The organism is Chryseobacterium ginsenosidimutans (assembly GCF_024807225.1).
GTDB lineage: Bacteria > Bacteroidota > Bacteroidia > Flavobacteriales > Weeksellaceae > Chryseobacterium > Chryseobacterium ginsenosidimutans.
Window position 1 is genome coordinate 157,543 of the sequence record NZ_JANUCO010000001.1, and the last position, 18,965, is coordinate 176,507.

Annotated in this window: 16 protein-coding genes and 2 pseudogenes; 3 read left to right on the forward strand and 15 right to left on the reverse strand. The window is 35.2% G+C overall.

What is annotated here, in order from left to right; all coding sequences use genetic code 11:
• Window positions 1-7 precede the first annotated feature (7 nt).
• Window positions 8-325: a hypothetical protein gene (locus tag J3D55_RS00755; protein ID WP_259127274.1), complete on the reverse strand. Its 318-nt coding sequence runs from the start codon at window positions 323-325 to the stop codon at window positions 8-10.
• Window positions 326-421: 96 nt separating this feature from the next.
• Window positions 422-1,228 (reverse strand): M48 family metallopeptidase, encoded by an 807-nt coding sequence (locus J3D55_RS00760; protein WP_259127276.1) that lies wholly within the window; start codon window positions 1,226-1,228, stop codon window positions 422-424.
• A gap of 108 nt (window positions 1,229-1,336) precedes the next feature.
• Here J3D55_RS00760 and J3D55_RS00765 point away from each other — a divergent pair, with 108 nt between their 5' ends.
• Window positions 1,337-1,882 carry a DUF4251 domain-containing protein gene (locus tag J3D55_RS00765; RefSeq protein WP_259127277.1) on the forward strand — a complete coding sequence of 182 codons (546 nt, stop codon included), beginning with the start codon at window positions 1,337-1,339 and terminating at the stop codon, window positions 1,880-1,882.
• Window positions 1,883-1,953: 71 nt separating this feature from the next.
• Here J3D55_RS00765 and meaB read toward each other — a convergent pair whose 3' ends face one another.
• The gene (gene meaB, locus J3D55_RS00770) at window positions 1,954-2,946 is read right to left on the reverse strand and encodes a methylmalonyl Co-A mutase-associated GTPase MeaB (RefSeq protein ID WP_259127278.1); all 993 of its coding nucleotides are present in this window, start codon (window positions 2,944-2,946) and stop codon (window positions 1,954-1,956) included.
• 371 nt (window positions 2,947-3,317) lie between these two features.
• On the opposite strand from meaB, the gene J3D55_RS00775 reads away from it, so the two are divergent.
• Together J3D55_RS00775 and J3D55_RS00780 are read left to right on the forward strand one after the other, a co-directional pair.
• The gene (locus J3D55_RS00775; protein WP_259127279.1) at window positions 3,318-3,608 is read left to right on the forward strand and encodes a cytochrome c family protein; all 291 of its coding nucleotides are present in this window, start codon (window positions 3,318-3,320) and stop codon (window positions 3,606-3,608) included.
• Between the two features lie 19 nt (window positions 3,609-3,627).
• On the forward strand, window positions 3,628-3,918 hold the full coding sequence (locus J3D55_RS00780) for a cytochrome C (RefSeq protein ID WP_259127281.1): 291 nt from the start codon (window positions 3,628-3,630) through the stop codon (window positions 3,916-3,918).
• A gap of 22 nt (window positions 3,919-3,940) precedes the next feature.
• On the opposite strand, the gene J3D55_RS00785 is transcribed toward J3D55_RS00780, so the two are convergent.
• The 12 genes and pseudogenes from J3D55_RS00785 to J3D55_RS00840 all read right to left on the reverse strand — a co-directional run.
• The gene (locus tag J3D55_RS00785) at window positions 3,941-4,933 is read right to left on the reverse strand and encodes an enolase C-terminal domain-like protein (protein WP_259127283.1); all 993 of its coding nucleotides are present in this window, start codon (window positions 4,931-4,933) and stop codon (window positions 3,941-3,943) included.
• A 122-nt stretch (window positions 4,934-5,055) separates the two neighbouring features.
• Window positions 5,056-7,626 (reverse strand): T9SS-dependent M36 family metallopeptidase, encoded by a 2,571-nt coding sequence (locus tag J3D55_RS00790; RefSeq protein ID WP_259127284.1) that lies wholly within the window; start codon window positions 7,624-7,626, stop codon window positions 5,056-5,058.
• Window positions 7,627-7,708: 82 nt separating this feature from the next.
• Window positions 7,709-8,230: a tetratricopeptide repeat protein gene (locus J3D55_RS00795; RefSeq protein WP_259127285.1), complete on the reverse strand. Its 522-nt coding sequence runs from the start codon at window positions 8,228-8,230 to the stop codon at window positions 7,709-7,711.
• On the reverse strand, window positions 8,217-8,915 hold the full coding sequence (gene prfH / locus J3D55_RS00800) for a peptide chain release factor H (RefSeq protein WP_259127286.1): 699 nt from the start codon (window positions 8,913-8,915) through the stop codon (window positions 8,217-8,219). Before prfH ends, J3D55_RS00795 begins: the two co-directional genes overlap by 14 nt.
• 85 nt (window positions 8,916-9,000) lie before the next feature.
• Window positions 9,001-10,393 (reverse strand): annotated as a pseudogene (locus J3D55_RS00805) (RtcB family protein).
• A 27-nt stretch (window positions 10,394-10,420) separates the two neighbouring features.
• Window positions 10,421-11,155: a hypothetical protein gene (locus J3D55_RS00810; protein ID WP_259127287.1), complete on the reverse strand. Its 735-nt coding sequence runs from the start codon at window positions 11,153-11,155 to the stop codon at window positions 10,421-10,423.
• A gap of 494 nt (window positions 11,156-11,649) precedes the next feature.
• Complete coding sequence (locus tag J3D55_RS00815; protein WP_259127288.1) at window positions 11,650-12,630, reverse strand: M28 family peptidase; 981 nt, start codon at window positions 12,628-12,630, stop codon at window positions 11,650-11,652.
• A 17-nt stretch (window positions 12,631-12,647) separates the two neighbouring features.
• Entirely contained in the window at window positions 12,648-13,139 is a 492-nt protein-coding gene (locus J3D55_RS00820; RefSeq protein ID WP_259127289.1) for a hypothetical protein, read from the reverse strand.
• A 67-nt stretch (window positions 13,140-13,206) separates the two neighbouring features.
• Window positions 13,207-15,327, reverse strand: a complete 2,121-nt coding sequence (gene scpA, locus J3D55_RS00825) for a methylmalonyl-CoA mutase (RefSeq protein WP_259134986.1) — start codon at window positions 15,325-15,327, stop codon at window positions 13,207-13,209.
• 934 nt (window positions 15,328-16,261) lie between these two features.
• The gene (locus J3D55_RS00830) at window positions 16,262-16,495 is read right to left on the reverse strand and encodes a hypothetical protein (protein WP_259127290.1); all 234 of its coding nucleotides are present in this window, start codon (window positions 16,493-16,495) and stop codon (window positions 16,262-16,264) included.
• A gap of 191 nt (window positions 16,496-16,686) precedes the next feature.
• Window positions 16,687-17,808 carry a serine hydrolase domain-containing protein gene (locus J3D55_RS00835; RefSeq protein ID WP_259127292.1) on the reverse strand — a complete coding sequence of 374 codons (1,122 nt, stop codon included), beginning with the start codon at window positions 17,806-17,808 and terminating at the stop codon, window positions 16,687-16,689.
• Window positions 17,809-17,901: 93 nt separating this feature from the next.
• A pseudogene (locus J3D55_RS00840) lies at window positions 17,902-18,840 on the reverse strand (prolyl oligopeptidase family serine peptidase); the annotation flags it as partial.
• Between the last annotated feature and the right edge of the window lie 125 nt (window positions 18,841-18,965).

Below are 18,965 nucleotides of genomic sequence, written 5' to 3' on the forward strand. Positions count from 1 at the left end.
TCAGGTCTTAGACTTGAGGATTTTGATTTTCTTGATTTCGAAGTTCAGCTTCACGTCTTGCAATTTCGGCAGCCTGCTTTTCAAGATCTTCTTTATCTTTTTGCAGTTGTTTGAACTCTTTCTTTTTTTGCTCTTGCTTTATCGCGCTTCCTTTACTTACATAACCTACCATTCCGCCGATGATTAAACCAATCCCAATTCCTCCCAGGATTCCCATAACATGAGACATTCCTAAATCATTAACTGTAAAATTAGATGATGTTAAATAGAATAAGAGCACCGATAATGCTAAAAGTACAAGTCCGATAATCGTTAAATTTTTCATAGTATTTTGTGTTTAAGTGTTTATATTAAAAAGCCTTACCAAATTTAGTGAAAATTCAATAAGGCTTTTACTCAAGATTAAAAAATTCTTTATTAATTATATTTTTCCACCTGCAGCCTTATAATATTCCAATGCTTTAGGTAAGTTTTTATTGATATCTGAAATCCTTGTTTCAGGATTCGGGTGGGTGGATAAAAATTCCGGCTGTCTTGCTCCTGAAGCCGAAGCTTCCATCCTGTTCCAGAAAGGAATTGCTTCTCTCGGATCGTAACCTGCCATTCCCATTAAATATAATCCCATTTGATCTGCTTCAGACTCCTGATTTCTTCCGTATTTCAACAATGCAACCTGAGAACCGATAGGATACACTTTCTCAAAAACACTTGCCCATTGACCGTTAGAGATTGTTCCTCCCAAAATTTGTCCTCCATATTGAGCAACCATTGCCTGAGAAATTCTTTCGTTTCCGTGTCCCGCCAAAGCGTGAGAAACTTCGTGTCCCAAAACTACAGCTAATCCGTTATCGTTTTTCGTAACCGGTAAAATTCCTGTATAAACCGCTACTTTTCCGCCCGGCATACACCAAGCATTCAATTCGGTACTTTGGATAAGATTAAACTCCCAATTGTAGTTCGCAAGATCTGCAGAACGCCCGATTTGCTGATAATATCTTTCGGCTGCAGATTTTATTCTGGAACCTACACTTGTCACTCTTTTTGCATCTGCCGTTCCCGCAATTACTTTAGACTTACCCAATGTCGTTTTGTATTCCTGAGCAGACATGGTCATAATTTCCGAATTATTTGCCAATTGCAAAGAAGATCTTCCCGTAATCGGGTTTGTAGTACAAGCTACAACTGACAGAGCAATGGCTCCCATTCCAAAAAAGTGTTTTATTTTCATAGTTTCGAGTGTATTAATTCAACCTTTACAATTTTTATTCCAAAATAGAATCTAAGCGATATATTTGCATACATTTTGCTATTTAAATTTAACAATTATTTTACTATCATGAAAAAGTATATTTCAATCATATTTATTTTTGGGTTTTTATTGATTTCCCAAAACGTTTTTTCTCAAAGCAATCTTGATACGCAAACCGTCACGGCACTTGTAAATTCGGATGATTATTCATTTCATGCACAAAGAGCCACGCCTACCAATTACGATGTTATTAATATCATGAACTCGATGCCGAATTCTACCTCAACCAGAATTCTGGATCTTTCGGGAAGCAATTATTCAATTGATTTAAGAAAGAATAATCTTGAAGTCACTTTGCCTTATTTCGGAAGAGTTTTTAATCCTACTTACGGAAATACAAGCCAAAACAGTTACAGATTTACCTCAAAAGATTTTACGGTAACTAAATCTCAAGGTAAAAAAGGAAAATGGATCGTGAAAATTAAGGTAAACGATCAAAGTACTGTAGATGAAATTATTATTGAGGTTTTCAAAAACGGAAAAGCCTACACCTCCATCAGAAGTAACGACAGACAGCCGATTTCTTACGACGGATATATTGCAAAAAATGAAGAGCAGAAAGAGAAACTTTAGTCGAGTTTTTGAGGTTCGTGATGCGTGATGCGTGATGCGTGATGCGAAGTTATTAAAACTCTGAAATCTCGCTACTCGGATCTTGAATCTCGTAAAAACTTTTCTACAAATAATTTTGCTTCGGTACTTGGATTTGAAACCATTGTCGAAGCATTTTTTTTGTGCTGAACATACGCTTCTTCCACAGAATTACTCTTCTTCATCATTGATAAAATATATGCCTGAACCCAATATTCAAAACGTTTTTCGGCTTGCTGCGTTCTTACTTCTTCGAATCGGTTGGTTTTCTTTTTAAGATTAATAAAATCATCGATTTTTTCAAAAACATCACTCAACCCTTCATTATGCAAAGCTGAACCCAATAAAACCGGAATTTTCCAATCTTTTTCTTTAGGCGGAATAAAATCCAGTGCCCGTTTTAATTCTAATCTTGTATTTTTTGCTTTTTGGAGATTGTCTTTTTCAACTTTATTAATGAAAATCACGTCGACCATTTCCATGATTCCACGCTTGATTCCCTGAAGTTCGTCGCCACCGCCAATTATTTTTAAAAACAAAAAGACATCGGTAATATCTGCCACCAAAACTTCAGACTGCCCTACTCCAACAGTTTCTATTAAAATATAATCATAACCTGCAGCTTCGCAGATCATCATCGTTTCAAAAGTCGTATTGGCAACTCCGCCCAAAAATCCGGAACTCGGAGAAGGGCGAATGAACGCATTTTCTTCTTTCGACAATTCTTCCATTCTGGTTTTATCGCCCAAAATACTTCCTTTATTAATGGCAGAACTGGGATCAATCGCCAAAACAGCGACTTTTTTACCATTCGAAATAACCAATCTCCCGAAATTTTCTATAAAAGTTGATTTTCCTGCACCCGGAACTCCCGTCACTCCTACTCGAATTGAGTTTCCTGTGAAAGGCATGATTTGTTTTAGCAGTTCTTCAGCTTGTTGTCTGTGTTCGGCTTTTTTACTTTCAACTAATGTAATCGCTTTTGCAATCAGGCGTTTGTTTCCCGATCGTATTCCTTCCATTAGTTCTTCTGTAGAAAATTTCATTGATTCAAAAATAAACAATTAAATGTCAACGATCAATAGTGAATTTGCTTTGCCGTCAATTTTTTACTGTTGAATATTATTTTAATTCATCTTAAATTCAAAAATGTAGAAGTTAATAATAGTGATGGTATCATGAGATTCTTGAAGTATCTATACACCACCTTATCAAAAATTCTTTCGAATTTTCGCCACTTCTCCAAAGAAGGGGAATTTACAGGGTAAAAATTTATTAATTGTTTAAAAAAATTACTGTTGATAACTCACATTCATTCTTTTTATTCTTCTAATTTGTATTTCTTCTAAATTATATACCGCCTTTTCAATGAGAAAGGGAATTTCCTACATTTGTTTTAATCAAATAGTTTAAACAAATGAAAAAAATAATCGCTGTAGCATCATTCAGTGCCGTTCTATTAGCGTCTTGTACACCAAAAGCTTCAACAGCAACAGCTCCGGTGGCTGCAACTTCTACAGCAGAGCAGATTGCTCAGGGAAAAACGATCTTCGAAAATTCATGCGGAAGATGTCACAAATTGCCAGATCCAACGTCTCGTACTTCGGTACAGTGGGTGGGAATCATGAATTCTATGGCTCCAAAAGCGAAACTTACAGATGAGCAGCATCAGTGGGTTTACGATTATATCGTATCTGTGAAAAAATAAATCACTAAAAAATAGCAGTATGAAAAAATTGATTTTGGGTATGATCTTAGGTTCTGCAACGATGGTTGTATCATGCGGACCGAAAAGTGTAGCCGTAACCGGACCAAAATACACTTCTTCTGAGCAATTTGCTCAGGGAAAAACAATTTTTGAAAATTCATGCAACAGATGTCACAAACTACCGGATCCTACAAAACACGACGATCAGGGATGGATAAACACATTGAGCAGAATGGCTCCCAAAGCCAAATTGAACGATGACCAACATCAAATGGTTTATGATTATCTGATTTCTGTAAATAAAAAATAGGCTTTCTTTTGAAAGTCTTTTTTTATTTTAACTCAATTCCCAAACCTGGTTTCTGGGACAGCATTATTTTGCCATTTTCTACAAAATTTCCGGTGGCATAATCATTGGAAACGAGATTGGCTCCGTCTAAATCTGCGTAATCAACAAGTCCGGTCAAAACACAGCCTGCGGAAATTCCAACGGTGGATTCTGTCATACAGCCGATCATAATTTTGTAGTTTAATTCACGCGCTTTTTTAATCATTTCTAATGCAGGAGTTAATCCGCCACATTTCATTAATTTGATGTTGACACTTTTGTAATAAGGAATTAATTCTTCCAAAGAATCCAGATTCTGACAATCTTCATCTGCCATCCAATTGGCAAAACCTTCTTTTTTTAAGATCTTGTAATGGTCGATCGGTCTTGGTTGTTCGAGATAGGAAAACTTCTGAACCTCATCGTTTTCCTGAAGCCAGACGCAATCTTCATCGGTGAAACTTGCGTTGGAATCTAAAGCCATATTTTTATTTAATAGTAAAAGTTTTTCGACATTTTTTTTATCTAAACCTTTGCATTTCACTTTGAATGTATTCCAACTGCTTTTTTCAATTTTCTGAATCTGTTTTTCTATTTCTCCGACGGAAATGGTGATCGAACTTTCTACTAAGTTTTCAGACGGAAGCTGATTTAATTCAATAAAATTTTTGTTCTCCAGTTTCCCAAAAAGATCCCAGTAAGCACAATCTAATGCAGAAAGTAAAAACGGATGAAGATTTAAGTTTAATAAAAATTGGAAAAATGCTTTCGGATGAATGATTTTCTGAGCTTCAATTTGGGTTTGAATTTCCTTTAATTTTAAAACAAAATTTTGAAGATCGATGTGATAATAATCGATCGCAACACATTCTCCGTAACCTTTGCAATTTTGATGAGATAATTGTATAAGCAATGCGTCTCTCTTGTTATAGTTCCCGTAAGCAATTGAAAATGTTTCTTTTAACCGTAATTCTTTTAGTGTGAAATTTATCTTCATATTTTAACTTACCCAATGATCATTAGTAAAAGCAAAAAGAATAACTATTACTTCATCTATTAAAGCTACAAAAAAGGAAGCCAAAACTGACTTCCTTTCTAAAAATTATTGTTTTAAGTATTTTATTTTACGATCAGTTTTTCAGTCTGAGTTTTTTCTCCCTGTTTGATATTAACCATATAAACTCCTTTCTGTAATCCTTTTGTTGAAAAGGCTTTTTTGGAAGTATTTTCTCTTGTATCAGACAATACCAATTTTCCTGACATGTCGAAAAGCTTCACTTTAACTTCTTCTTTTGACTTATCAATATTTCCTACAAAGAATTCATCATATGTCGGATTCGGGAAAACTACAAATTTTGTTTCTGAAGCTCCGGCTTCCTGAGTTGCCAATACAATATCGCATTCTGCAGGATACGTGAAATTTTCTACCTGATCTGTTCCCACAGTTTTACTACCGGTTGAAGCAGTAACTCCTAATCCTCTTTTTGCAAAAGCTTTCCAGATCATACATTTGTCTGCGCCTCCGGTTTTCACCTGATCTGCCTGAATGATGGCGTCTCTTCCGTCGATAAAACTAGGGCTACAAACCTGAAGTTTCAAGCCATCCATTACTAATTGTAAAATTTTGGCATTCCCAGAATTCGGATTGGCTAAAACATCATTATTATAACCATATTTTTCTACATATTTCCACGTAAGATCCCAAAGCATTGATGCCCATACAAAACCTATAGAGTGAGGATCACCAACCATCGTATTTGTATTGGCATATGTATAATTATTTACTGCAAAATCAGGAGAATATTTTGTCGGTCTTATTCCGTTTCCTGTAGTTGGCTGTTCAGCAACATAAGTTGCCATCCCTCTTGCCAAACCAGATGTATCACCCGGTCTTGCCGTAAGCATCAAAGCAAAAAAGTCTGACCAGCCTTCACCCATTTGTTCCGTAGAATTGGTTGTTGAAAGACAGCTGTATCCTTGTCCTGTCAATCTATTAGAAATTCCGTGACCGTATTCGTGCGCTATAACTCCATTATCCAGACTTGAATGTTTAAATCCGTTAAAATCGGTACCCAACGTAGTATTAATTACTGTTCCTCCAGTAATTTGAGCAACAAGATATTGCCCCTCCGTTTTACCGATCATAATTGTCGGAATTGTAATTGTAGAATCTGTTCCTCCTAATGCAATCGGAGTGTCACTTGATGGATGATATTGGATAACTCCCACTGCACCTGCATCTTGTAAGTTTTTTGTTTTTACCGTAAAATTACATCCTGCTGCATTAACCACTCCTATTTTCCCTGTCATGCTTCCTGCAGTAACGGCTGTACATGCATCAGCAGGTGAAGATACAGCAAGATCTCCTGTCACAGATTGCCCTTCAAACAATATAGATCCGAAAGTAGCTGTTTCCGACATCACTTTAGGTCGGCTTGTCACTGTTGCCGGAGAATTATACTGATATCTTGAAATAGGATCTGTCGCTGTCTGGCTTCTCGACCAAACATACATCTGCATTCTAGGTGCAAGAAGATAAGTTGTACCTGCGATTACCGTTTCATATCCCGAATTAAAATTGGCGTTATTTAATCCGCTTCCATCAAAAGCTTCAGCATTTACAGCATCTCCTCCAATTCCTGGGTTTCCAAAATTATTGGTCTGGAAATTCCTTGCCGCTTCAGTAAATCCGAATTTATAAAATACATCGTGAACCTTATTATTCATATAAAAAAGATTCGTAATAGCTGCATCTTTTTGAGCAAAAGGACTGACATATCTTCCTTCGGCAAACGGAAAATCAAAGTTTCTTGAAATTCCTCCATCGGGAGAATATCCCGGCGTATTTGCATTTGCCTGATCCGAGTAAGCATACACATTATTTCCTCTTGTATTGGTATAGCTGTCTGTTACTGTTGAATGCCACCCTTCCGGAGATGCTGTAATATCCCAAGGATTACTCAAAATAGAACGCGATCCGAAACTTGGAGCTTCAACCGGAAGAGGAAAAACATTATAAGACGCAGCAGACGGAACCAATAATAACGTGTTTTTCTGAGAATCTGAAATTTTAGTCTTGAATTTCACCGGTTCTGAATAATTTACATCTGATTCTGTATTGTTATGTTCAAAATCACAACTTACCGTCAAATTATCTTTTGCCAACACTTCACCTGTTGAAGCATCTGCAATGACATGCCAAACATCTGAAGATTTCTTATCTGATACGAATAATTCTTTTGCCAAAACAAATACATTATTTTTTTCAAAATAAACATTTGGCAGATATTGTACTCTTGAGATTTCCTGTAAGTTCAGATTTTGTTTTAATGTTTCTTCGGAAATTTTTTCCTTAGGATTTCCCTGATTTCCAATGACAATTTCTTTCTTGAAATCATTTTTTTCTGAGATAATCTTTTCGTCTCTTATAATCACTTTTCCAAGTGCATTATATACTCGCAGACCGTCATAAGTCTGTTGAACATTCACAATATTTGCACCTAAACTTTTAGAATTATCTTCATTAAGAATGATAAAATCTAATTTACTATCAAAACTATTCTTTTGAGAGAGCTGTGCGCCCTTTTTGTAATAATCCTGAATCAGTGCTTTAGAGTTTTGCCCGTTCATTGTGTTGAACGCAAATACTGCCGCTATCGAAAGCGGAATCATAAATAATTTTTTTGTCATATTACTCTGGTTTTTGACAAAGCTAACATATTTTCTGAACCATGAAAGAAAAATTATATTATGTTAAAAACCAGAAACTTAATCAATTCCCTTTCTTCTTTTTAACCCTTTTCTTATTAGACTTTCCAGGCATTTTTCCTTTGATAAATTTTTCTCTATTCTTTAAAAAATCTATCATAATTTGGTCATAAGCAAATTTTTTTGCTTCCTTTAATGGCTTCAAAGCTTTATTATATTCAAACTTGATCTCAAACAGCAAAGATTTGTGAATCAAAATTCTGCAATTATCTATTCCTTTGATTTTCAATGCATATTCGATTAATTTTTCAGCTTCTTGCAAATCTTCATTATCCAAGAGACATTTGATATAATATTGCGGCGTATTGAGATTAGCGACGTTACATTTCATCGCTTCTTCAAAATAGAGCTTTGCTTTTTCGTAGTCAGTCAACATTTCGCTGTAGATTCTTCCCATTAAACACAGGCTGTCTGCATCTTCGGGATCGTATGACAAAGCATAATTCAGAGCTTCCAGACAATCCGGTAAACTATAAGGATAATTATCTAAAGCCTCGAAGTAGTATTTACTTTTAGTTAAGGTCATTTTTGTAGTTTTTTAATTCGTTTTTCAGGACGTTTCTTTGTTTTTTGAACGATTTTTCCTGATAATTTTTTTTAAAATCTGTTCCCGAAAAAGTACGGATCGGGCTTCCTCTTTGCACCTGCAAATGATTGTTCCATGTTTCCTGCATTCTTTTTTGAAGCTGAATAATATTCTGTTCCAACACTTTTTCTTTTAATCTTGTGATAGACAGCTTTTTATTATCCAATTGTGATCGTGAATCTTGCACAAAAACACTTTGTCCTGTCGGCAAATGTGTCGCACGAACTGCGGTATTCACTTTATTTACATTTTGTCCTCCACTTCCCTGGCTTCTTGTTGTTTGAAATTGAATATCTTTTTCATTAAAATTAATTTTCTCCAATCCATCCAATTTAAAAATTCCGATGAACCAGTTGCTTCTTTTGTGTAGTTTCCGGAAGGTACTTTTCCCCGTCCAACAAATACTTCCCAACCATATTTTTAAAAATTCATTTAATTCTTTTCCTTTTAAAAGTAGAGTTACGGATTTCAATGTTAGATTTTCATCACCATTTTCACGGTGTATGATTTCGTAGTCTATTTTATTATCTTTTGCTTCCTCAAGGAAGACCTTCAGTACTTTCGCCACCACCCATTGGCATTCTAAAGGTCCTCTTCCTGAGGTTATTTGTATTAATTTATCCATTGTTTTTTGTTTGTTGTCGGTTGATGGTTGTCAGTTGATGGCGTTAAAAATTCTAACAACCATCAACCAAAAACTAACAACCAATTTACTTATCCATCCTCACAATTCTTGGTTGGAAAGTTCCGAGAATATCCACCAATTCGCTTTGGGCATTCATGACTTCGTTGATGTCTTTGTACGCCATTGGTGCTTCTTCCGTGTTTCCGCCCATCAAAGTGACATTCTTTAGTTTTAATTCTTTTTTGATGTCATTTTGAGTGAAAAGATTTCTGCATTCTCCTCTCGAATGAGCTCTTCCCGCTCCATGTGAAGCCGAGTTCAACGAATCCGGGTTTCCTTTTCCGCGCACGATGAAACCTTTTGCGGTCATTGATCCGGGAATCATTCCCAATTCATTTTCATTCGCGGGAGTTGCCCCTTTTCTGTGAACAATCACTTCTTTCCCATTATGGATCTCTTTCCATGCAAAGTTGTGATGGTTTTCAATTCTGGCTTTTACTCTTCCGCCGACTGCTTTCACCAATCTTCGGTGAATATCGTCGTGACAGGCTGAAGCGTAATCTCCTGCGAGATTCATCGCCATCCAATATTCTAAACCAAGGTGCGTATTCAAATCCAACCAAGCGAAGTTTTGAGCTTCTTTTGGTAACGGACATTGCTCTGTCGCAACTCTCGAATAATACTGAGCGATTTCTGCTCCTAAGCCACGCGAACCGCTGTGCGAAAGAATTCCAAGGTATTTTCCTTTTGGAAGGTTGATTTGTTCGTCTTCTTCCGTAATTTCGACTTCTCCGAATTCTACAAAGTGATTTCCACCGCCGGAAACTTCCCATTTGTTTGATGCCTTTTCCTTTTAATCTTCTTAAGATCGGGATCATATCGAAAGTATCTCTGTCGAAAATTTCGTGATCGATGTGAGATTTATGTGTTTCATACATCCCGAATTTGGTATGTTCGGCAAGAGCTTTTTCATATTTATCTCTTGCGCCGTCTAGATAAGAAACAGGGGTATCCAAAATACTGAGACTCATTCTGCAGCCAATATCCATCCCGACTCCGTAAGGAATTACAGCATTTTCAACCGCCAAAACTCCACCGATCGGAAGCCCGTAACCGCTGTGCGCGTCGGGCATTAAAGCTCCCTGCGTTGCAATTGGAAGTTTCAATGCAGTGTACAACTGACTTTTCGCTTCATCTGAAATATTGTTTCCGAAAATTTGGAAAGAAGTTCGATTGGTATTGAGCATTCTTTTTTCTGTTTTCTTGGATGAAAGCAAGGCTTCAGCGATTTGTCCAAAGGTTAAATCTTTTTCGTAATTCTCCGGATTGGTCAGGATTTCCTTTAAAAGAGATTTCACATGATGAATATTTTTAGTTGCAAAATTTCTTTTCATAACTTCCAAAGCGATGTTGACACTCTGATTGTTTGGATAGCCTAATTTTAATATATCTTTTCCTTTAAGTTTTAAATTTCCCATTGTTTTTGTTTTAAACATTTGTTGGACTCATTCGTCCATAAAATAATCTGCAAACGCTGTTGCGGACATGTTGTAGAGAAAGTATTTTTTACTTTCGTTGAGATCAGATTCATATTTAATTTTCCATGAATTTGATTTACCATAAATTTTCTTTTGAATAATCCCCTGAACTTTATATTGCTTTACATAAAATTCAACTTCTGCATATTCCTTTTCCAACTCTGCATTTACAGGTTTGTAATGTGTAATCATATTTGGTTTTATTCTTAACGTAAATCTCCAAGGTTCAATGAAATCGCAGTAATCGTAATACATTTTGCGGAAAGGACAATATTCTCTTCTTTTTAAAAAGTATTGTCTTTCTCGAGCTGTAAATTGGATTTTTGGATTATCCCATTCATAGGATGAAAGAGATTTTAATTTTTGTTCTCTCTCCACATAGATTCTTCGTCCGAATTTTCTTTTCTTTTTTAAAAAGTGTCGAATTTCCGAATACATGAATGTGTTGATTTTCTTAAGAATCCCTTCAAAGAATTCTGCGTCTTTCGTTCGCATTACTTCTTCTGTAACAGCGAAGAATCTTACAAAACCTCTTTGATATGGCTCTTCTAAAGGAATCCAAGGAATATCTCTCTTAATTTTCCAAAGTTCTTTACTACGTTTATACTTTTTTCTGATCTGTTTTTCTACATCTTTTTTTACTATTCTTTTTCTGCTTCTCAGACTTCTTAATCGAAAAGACAGAAGGTTATCATTTTCCATTTATTAATAAGATTTGGGATGCAAAACGGCAGATTTCAGACTTTCTGAAATGGTAAATTTTGCATTAAATCTCTGTCAACTAAAATTTTAGTTGATTGATTATTCAAACCTTGAAGGTTTATTGGCAGAGCGTTATTATTAGCCCCGATTGCAACGACATCCTTTTTTTGCGTGGGCTTGAAAAAAGCGTGGGCAAAAAAGATATAGCGGAAAGCGGGATTAAGCTCCTGATAAAAAAATAGATTTCGGGGAAACTTGATTTGAGTTTGAAATATTGCGCAATAAAAAACCCGAAATCTTACGACTTCGGGTTTTGATATTTCAATATACTGTTATTCTATGAGTGTACCAAACCACGAAGCCTCGCCTTTGCAAAAGGCAATCCTACTGATGAATGTTGATTGTATTTGAACATTGCTTCGTTGTTTTTTAAATGGTTAAACTTTATTTTCAGATGCAAATATATTAATTTTTCCGGAATTCCAAATATTTTTTTATTTTAAATGAATCAAGCTGAGGAAAATCCCGTCAATTACTTTTGTCATTCTCTGTAAATCCAATGTTTCCAACGTATCCGTTGGTTGATGATAATTTTTATTTCTGAAAAACGAAGTATCAGTAATCATCATGGCGGAATACCCAAATTTCCAGTAATTCAAATGATCGGAAAAATCGGTTCCTACAACAAATTTTGGAGATGAAAAGGTTTCTGTTTTCATCTGATTGGCTTTTTTAAATTGTTCACCGAAATTTTCTACAAATTTTCCGCCGCCGAACTTTTTAATCAATGTTATAAAATCTCCCTTATTCCCGTAATACCACGAAAGGATTCCCAAAGGATAGTTTTGAGAATTTTCTTCGTCTTTAAAATATCCTATCATTTCTACGCTTGCCATTCCGTACACATCGATATTGTTGTCTTTAAGGTATTTTGCATGAATGTAACTTCCCATATTTTCAGTTCTGAAATACGGAGGCTCTTCTAAAGTATAAGCGACAAGATCTATTCTGTAATTGAGTTTTTGACCTTGAAGCATTCTTGCCAATTCTAACAATGCCGTAACTCCGGTCGCATTATCATCGGCTCCCTGTTGATCTCCACAGACATCATAATGAGCTCCGATAATGATTCTTTTTTTGTTTTCTGTCCCGAAAGAGCAGATTACATTTTTATATATTTCTTCTCCAACTTGATACTCTTGAAAGCTTGTGCTGTCGCTGTATTTATTAAAATCTTGATGAATGTATTCCGCAATCGTATTAAGTTGATCTAAGTTTTTATAGTTGCGAAACTGAAGAGTTTGAGTGAGTGCAGTCAAATGTTCTTTAACTAAATTGATATCAGCCGGAACAGGTGATTTTTCCGGTATTCGATTTTCTTTAAAAGGATTAAAAATAAAAACACCTATAAAAAATAAACCCACGAAAAGAATGATTTTTCTCTTCGTAGGTTTTAGTATGTTTTTAATTTTCATTTTCTATAAGTGGTCATTTAATCTTTTGATCCAAGATCATCCATGGTATCGTCCATTCCTCTTGTATTTGGGCGATAAACCCTTTCGGAATCAAGAAAATAGATGTCATTTTTTGCTTTTGCAATGATCCCGTTATATTTTTCCTGAGACATTCCTTCAGGAGCTTGAGATTCGGGTTCATCTCCATGAACTTCAACCGCTCCTTTAGCATTAAGAATTCCTTTCGCCTTATGAGCTTCCTCAAGATTATCAGCGTACACAACAACGTTACTTTTTCCTACGCTGTGCTTGCTGTAAGCATCTAAAAGCTCCACATCCTGTGCAAAAACATAATCCCAAAAGCTTTTTGTTTTTGCATCATCTTCATAATTATCATGTGATGATTCGTCTTCTAATTTAGATTTTGAAACGATAATATTCGCATCGTCAAAACCCTGATCTCTCAAATCTTTTTTAATTTCCTCAGTATCTACAGTTGCCGGAAATACTGAAATTACTGTATAAGCCATACTATTTTGTTTTTTGGTTATGGTCTACAGTACAAATGTTATGCAATTTATTCTTTGAAAAAGTTAATTAATTCAAAAATCTCTTCAAAATATCTACGGCACATTTCGGAAGATTCGTTCCGGGACCGAAGATGAAATCTGCTCCGTTCGCATATAAAAATTCATAATCCTGTTGCGGAATTACTCCTCCTACAACGATCGTAATATCATCTGCACCCAGTTTTTTCAGTTCCTCAACCACTTGCGGAACCAATGTTTTGTGACCAGCCGCCAAAGATGAAACTCCCAAAATATGAATATCATTTTCTACTGCCTGTTTTGCCACTTCTTCCGGAGTCTGGAACAATGGAGCAACATCGACATCGAATCCCATGTCTGCAAACGCCGTTGCAACTACTTTGGCACCTCTGTCATGACCGTCCTGTCCCATTTTTGCGACCATTAATCTTGGTCGGCGACCTTCTTCTTCTTCAAATTTTTGAGTAAGAATAAGAGCTTCTCCGAAATATTCGTTTTTTCCTGCATTCATAGCATAAACTCCTGAAATTGTTCTGATATTTGCTTTATATCGACCGAAAGTTTCTTCCATCGCATCACTCATTTCACCAAGCGTCACTCTTCTACGAGCAGCTTCGATGCACAATGCCAAAAGATTTCCTTTTCCTGTTTTTGCAGACTCTCTTATTTCATTTAAAATCTGCTCAACTGCTTCAGAATTTCTTTCTGTTTTTATTGAATTTAATCTTTCGATCTGTTTTCTGCGAACTTCCGTATTATCAATATCTAAAATCTCGATTTGACCTTGTTTTAAAGTAGATCTGAATGAATTTACTCCAATAATAAATTCTTCGCCACTATCAATTTTAGCCTGTTTTTTAGCTGCAGCTTCTTCGATTCTCATCTTTGGAATTCCGGCTTCGATGGCTTTCGTCATTCCGCCTTCCTGCTCCACCTCATCGATGTATTTCATGGCTTCCTCAATCATTTGCTGAGTTAAGCTTTCCACTAAATTACTTCCGCCCATCGGATCTACAACATCGCAGATTCCGCTTTCCTGTTGAAGAATAATCTGAGTATTTCTGGCAATTTTCGCAGAATAATCTGTCGGAAGCGCAATCGCTTCATCCAAAGCATTCGTATGCAAAGACTGAGTTCCGCCCAACGCAGAAGATAATGCTTCAATCGCTGTTCTTGTGATATTATTGAAAGGTTCCTGCTCTGTTAAAGACCAACCGGAAGTTTGTGAATGCGTTCTTAAGGCTAAAGATTTTGGATTTTGAGGATTAAACTGCTTCAACAATTCAGCCCAAATATATCTTGCGGCTCTCATTTTTGCGATTTCCATGAAGTGATTCATACCGATTGCCCAGAAAAAGGATAATCTTGGTGCGAAATCATCCACATTCATGCCTGCTTTTATTCCTGTTCTTACGTATTCAAGACCATCTGCTAAAGTATAAGCCATTTCCAAAACAGGGGTCGCTCCAGCTTCCTGCATATGGTATCCTGAAATAGAAATTGAGTTGAATTTCGGAATGTTTTGAGAAGTATATTCAAAAATATCTGCAATAATTTTCATGGAAGGTGCAGGTGGATAAATGTAGGTATTTCTCACCATGAATTCTTTCAAAATATCATTCTGAATCGTTCCTGAAAGCAATTCCTGACCAACTCCCTGCTCTTCTGCAGCCACAATATAAAAAGATAAAATCGGAAGAACCGCTCCGTTCATCGTCATAGAAACCGAGATCTGATCTAATGGAATTTCATTAAATAAAATCTTCATATCCTCCACAGAATCAATCGCAACACCGGCTTTACCAACATCTCCAACAACTCTTGCATGATCTGAATCATACCCTCTGTGCGTCGCCAAATCAAACGCCACAGAAAGCCCTTTTTGACCTGCCGCCAAGTTTCTTCTGTAAAAAGCATTTGATTCTTCTGCCGTTGAGAAACCTGCGTATTGACGAACCGTCCAAGGTTTTTGAACATACATCGTAGAATACGGACCTCTTAAATAAGGAGCAATTCCCGGAGAAGTCTCTGTTAAAGCTTCATTTTTAACATCTTCTGCTTTATAGGATGATTTTAATTGTAATCCATCTTTTTCGAAAGGATAGACTTCCGTGATTTTTTCAGTGATATTATTAAATTGAGGAGTTTTATTCTGAACTGCCCTTCTCATACTTTCGGATTTATAGATGGCTAAAATTACACATTTTTGAAATAATAATTTTGCGCTCATTTTTTAATGAACATTGTTTTAAAATAGCTTTGATTGTTAATTCAATAAGAATCAAATGAATTTGTTTTTTTTGTTCCCACAGATTACACGGATTTACACAGATGATTGTGGATATTTGTGTAAAAATTGTACTAATTATAGTTTCAATGCATAATATTAATTTAAACACAAAACTCACAAAGATTTTTTAACTACTAACTGTTTTTAAGTTATACAAAGGCGTTCTACTTAAAAAAGAACACAACGTTTTCCATTACTTAAACAGGTTAGGTTTAAAAACGGATATTCAAATTAATATTAGTTTAAAGTAAGTTTGGCTAAAGCCAATTGAATTTATTCACAAAAAAACGGGCTAAAGCACGTTCCTATTGATGTTGATCGTTTATTTATAATTGAGATCTTACATGAGGTAACTTAATATTCTTAATTTCTTAAATAAAATCTTAATGGTTTAATTATTTTCCTAAGCTTTTTATTTCATATAAAGCAAAAGAAAGAAGTCTCCATTTTCACAAATTGACTGTTCTGTAAATCTTATTAAATTGAATTGAACTTAAAAACATTGTGCTCTTTATTGTCAAGGTTTTTGGAAGAATATACACTCATCTTGTTAAAATAGAAGTTTACAACGTGGCAATATAAAACATCATCATAAGAATATTGTTTTACATGATTAAAATATAAGTTTACATTGGCATAATATTATTCGACATCGTACCAATATAAAATGATATTAGGAAAATATAAAGTTACATCGTAAGAATATGACTTTACATCTAGAGAATATTAAACGGTGGAGCATCAATATGTGAAAATTTCAGGCTTTAGATTTTCCGACTAAGGGAAATGTACAAGTCATTGCGACTAACCGCTGTTAGAGATTTTTCCGTTTATTTTTTGAGATTAAAATTCTAATGTCTACATATAGATAAACACAAGCAGCCACAATTTCTCCAATTCCACGCAATTTATCTTTCGGAGTCGTCGGAGAATTTGTTAATGTATAAAATCCCAACCAAAGGAAGAATGCACAAAATGAATAAGCAAAAACCCGAACAATGGTCTTTTTTGAGATCCATTTGCTGTTTTCTTTTTCTGAATTTTGCATTGATTGATATTTGGTCGTTAATTTATTTTTGTCCTGTTGCTGGTTTCTTAGCTTGACTGTTTACGGCTTGGCGATGTGGCGGGTTTTTAGCACTAAAGTTCAATGGAATTACTGCTGTTGAACCCTGCACAAATGTTTCATAGAAGCACTTCTGCCGCCATATTGCCAAACCGATGTTAGCGGTAGGTTTTTTAATTCTCTTTTAAAGTAATTTCTAATTTATTTAAAGCATCTTCTATGTTTGTACCTGTATTTCTATCATTTTGATTTGCAATAATTAAAATGCCCAAATTGTATTTTGGTAAAATTTTAAGTACATTAGATATTCCATTTGAACCACCGTCTTTTATATAGTTTGTATTGCCATTATCATCTGCTATAGTGTCCCAAAAATATCCCATATTTATGTTTGAATAAACTTTTCTATGAGATTCAATAATAACCTTATTATTTGAATTTAATTCAAACTTGATAAATTTACTTAAATCATCCATTGTTGATTTGAGGAATTTTGAAGCACCCCAAATACTGATAGTTAAAGGTTCCATCGTATCACCTTTTGCATTATACCCATTTGCAAGAATCTCGTTATTCTCTAAATTAAGTTTTGTAGATTTCATTCCTGCTTTCTTAAAAATCTCCTCATTTAATAGGTCATTATAGCTTTTTTTATATACATTTTCTAAAATATAGGCACACAATTCTGGTGCTAAAGCACCATACTTATAGCCAGTTCCCGGAAGTGAATCTACTTTTACTTTTCGTAAATCAGCTAAGAAAAGTTCTTTTGTATATGCTTTATCGAGTCTATTTTTATAATAAAGGAAGCGTTCAGCAGGATATTTATCTCTTATTTGTTGAGTAACAGGAAAAGGTGTTTGTATTCCACTTCTATGGACAAGTAAATCCTTTATTTTTATTGGATTGCCTTGAAACTCTAAATTAGAAAAATCTTCATTCAGATATTTTCTAATATCGTCATCTAATCCAATTTTATTTTCTAATACAGCATTAGCCATAAGCGTTCCTGTAAATATTTTAGTTGTAGAGCCTATTTCAAAAAGTGTTTGATTAGTTGCTTTATTACCTTTTCCTTTATCCAACTCTCCGTAGTGTTTTATATATGTTTTTTTATTTTTAACAATTGCTATTGAAACAGAATTAGCTCCTGATTTTTTTAGAAAAGAGTCTGCAACTGTATCCATTGAATGGTATACAGATTTATCAAAATTATTTTTGCTTGAATTTAATTTTTTTTGTCCAAAAGAATGAACAGAAAGAAATACAAAAAAGATGAATGAAAATTTTGTCATAATGTTATTGCTCTAAAATTTAGTGGGTTTTGGAAACTTACCGCTAACTCCCAAACATACGCAAGTTTTCAAACCCTCTCAAAAAACAAAAAATTATTTCCCTAATTTTTTTATTCCCATTTCAAATAAAGCGAAAGAAAGTAAATCAGCATTTTCACCGATTATCTGATCTGTTGCTCTTCCCGCTCCGTGACCTGCATTTTTTTCAATTCGTAATAAAATCGGGTTGTTACAGGCTTGTTTTTCCTGTAATTCTGCTCCGAATTTGAAAGAATGCGCCGGAACCACCCTGTCATCGTGATCACTCGTAATAATCATTGTGGATGGATAACACGTTGATTTTACATTATGAACCGGAGAGTATGATTTTAAATATTCAAACATTTCTTTGCTGTCTTCCGCCGTTCCGTAATCGTAAGACCAACCCGCTCCTGCTGTAAATTTATTATACCTCAACATATCTAAAACCCCAACTCCAGGGAAAGCGACTCTCGCCAAATCGGGACGCATCGTCATTGTCGCGCCTACCAATAATCCTCCGTTTGATCTTCCGGAAAGTGCCATAAAATCTTTTGAAGTATAGCCTTTTGCCTGTAAATATTCTCCCGCTGCGATGAAGTCTTCGAAAACATTTTTCTTTTGCTGTTTTGTTCCTGCATCGTGCCATTTTTTACCGTATTCGCCACCACCACGGATGTTTGGAACGGCATAAATTCCTCCGTTTTCCATCCAGATTGCGTTGACAACGGAGAAAGCAGGTTGTAAACTGATGTTGAAACCTCCGTAAGAATAAAGGATGGTAGGATTTTTACCGTCAAGCTTAGTTCCTTTTTTATAATTAATCATCATCGGGATTTTTGTTCCGTCTTTTGAGCTGTAGAAAACCTGTTCGGAAACGTAATTTTCAGGATTAAATTTCACTTTCGGCTTCTGATAAACTTCTGATTTCCCTGAATCTGCATTGAATTTATACGTTGTTCCCGGTGTGATATAATTGCTAAATGAAAAATAAAGTTCTTTCTTCCGATGTCGCGGATTTGTAATCCGTGACTTTGCTTTATATTATACACACGGACTACAAGTCCGCGCGATCGGGTAAAGTAAAATTCAATGGAAGAACTATCGTTGAATTTTGCAGTTTAGCCTTACTATTGCAA

What these genes read in the sequence shown, in the direction of transcription:
- J3D55_RS00765 (WP_259127277.1), top strand. Translation starts at nt 1,337, where the DNA reads ATGAAAAAGTATATTTCAATCATATTTATTTTTGGGTTTTTATTGATT.
- J3D55_RS00755 (WP_259127274.1), bottom strand. Translation starts at nt 325, where the DNA reads ATGAAAAATTTAACGATTATCGGACTTGTACTTTTAGCATTATCGGTG.
- meaB (WP_259127278.1), bottom strand. Translation starts at nt 2,946, where the DNA reads ATGAAATTTTCTACAGAAGAACTAATGGAAGGAATACGATCGGGAAAC.
- J3D55_RS00835 (WP_259127292.1), bottom strand. Translation starts at nt 17,808, where the DNA reads ATGACAAAATTTTCATTCATCTTTTTTGTATTTCTTTCTGTTCATTCT.
- J3D55_RS00810 (WP_259127287.1), bottom strand. Translation starts at nt 11,155, where the DNA reads ATGGAAAATGATAACCTTCTGTCTTTTCGATTAAGAAGTCTGAGAAGC.
- J3D55_RS00760 (WP_259127276.1), bottom strand. Translation starts at nt 1,228, where the DNA reads ATGAAAATAAAACACTTTTTTGGAATGGGAGCCATTGCTCTGTCAGTT.
- J3D55_RS00820 (WP_259127289.1), bottom strand. Translation starts at nt 13,139, where the DNA reads ATGGCTTATACAGTAATTTCAGTATTTCCGGCAACTGTAGATACTGAG.
- J3D55_RS00775 (WP_259127279.1), top strand. Translation starts at nt 3,318, where the DNA reads ATGAAAAAAATAATCGCTGTAGCATCATTCAGTGCCGTTCTATTAGCG.
- scpA (WP_259134986.1), bottom strand. Translation starts at nt 15,327, where the DNA reads ATGAGAAGGGCAGTTCAGAATAAAACTCCTCAATTTAATAATATCACT.
- J3D55_RS00830 (WP_259127290.1), bottom strand. Translation starts at nt 16,495, where the DNA reads ATGCAAAATTCAGAAAAAGAAAACAGCAAATGGATCTCAAAAAAGACC.
- J3D55_RS00815 (WP_259127288.1), bottom strand. Translation starts at nt 12,630, where the DNA reads ATGAAAATTAAAAACATACTAAAACCTACGAAGAGAAAAATCATTCTT.
- J3D55_RS00795 (WP_259127285.1), bottom strand. Translation starts at nt 8,230, where the DNA reads ATGACCTTAACTAAAAGTAAATACTACTTCGAGGCTTTAGATAATTAT.
- J3D55_RS00780 (WP_259127281.1), top strand. Translation starts at nt 3,628, where the DNA reads ATGAAAAAATTGATTTTGGGTATGATCTTAGGTTCTGCAACGATGGTT.
- J3D55_RS00785 (WP_259127283.1), bottom strand. Translation starts at nt 4,933, where the DNA reads ATGAAGATAAATTTCACACTAAAAGAATTACGGTTAAAAGAAACATTT.
- prfH (WP_259127286.1), bottom strand. Translation starts at nt 8,915, where the DNA reads ATGGATAAATTAATACAAATAACCTCAGGAAGAGGACCTTTAGAATGC.
- J3D55_RS00790 (WP_259127284.1), bottom strand. Translation starts at nt 7,626, where the DNA reads ATGACAAAAAAATTATTTATGATTCCGCTTTCGATAGCGGCAGTATTT.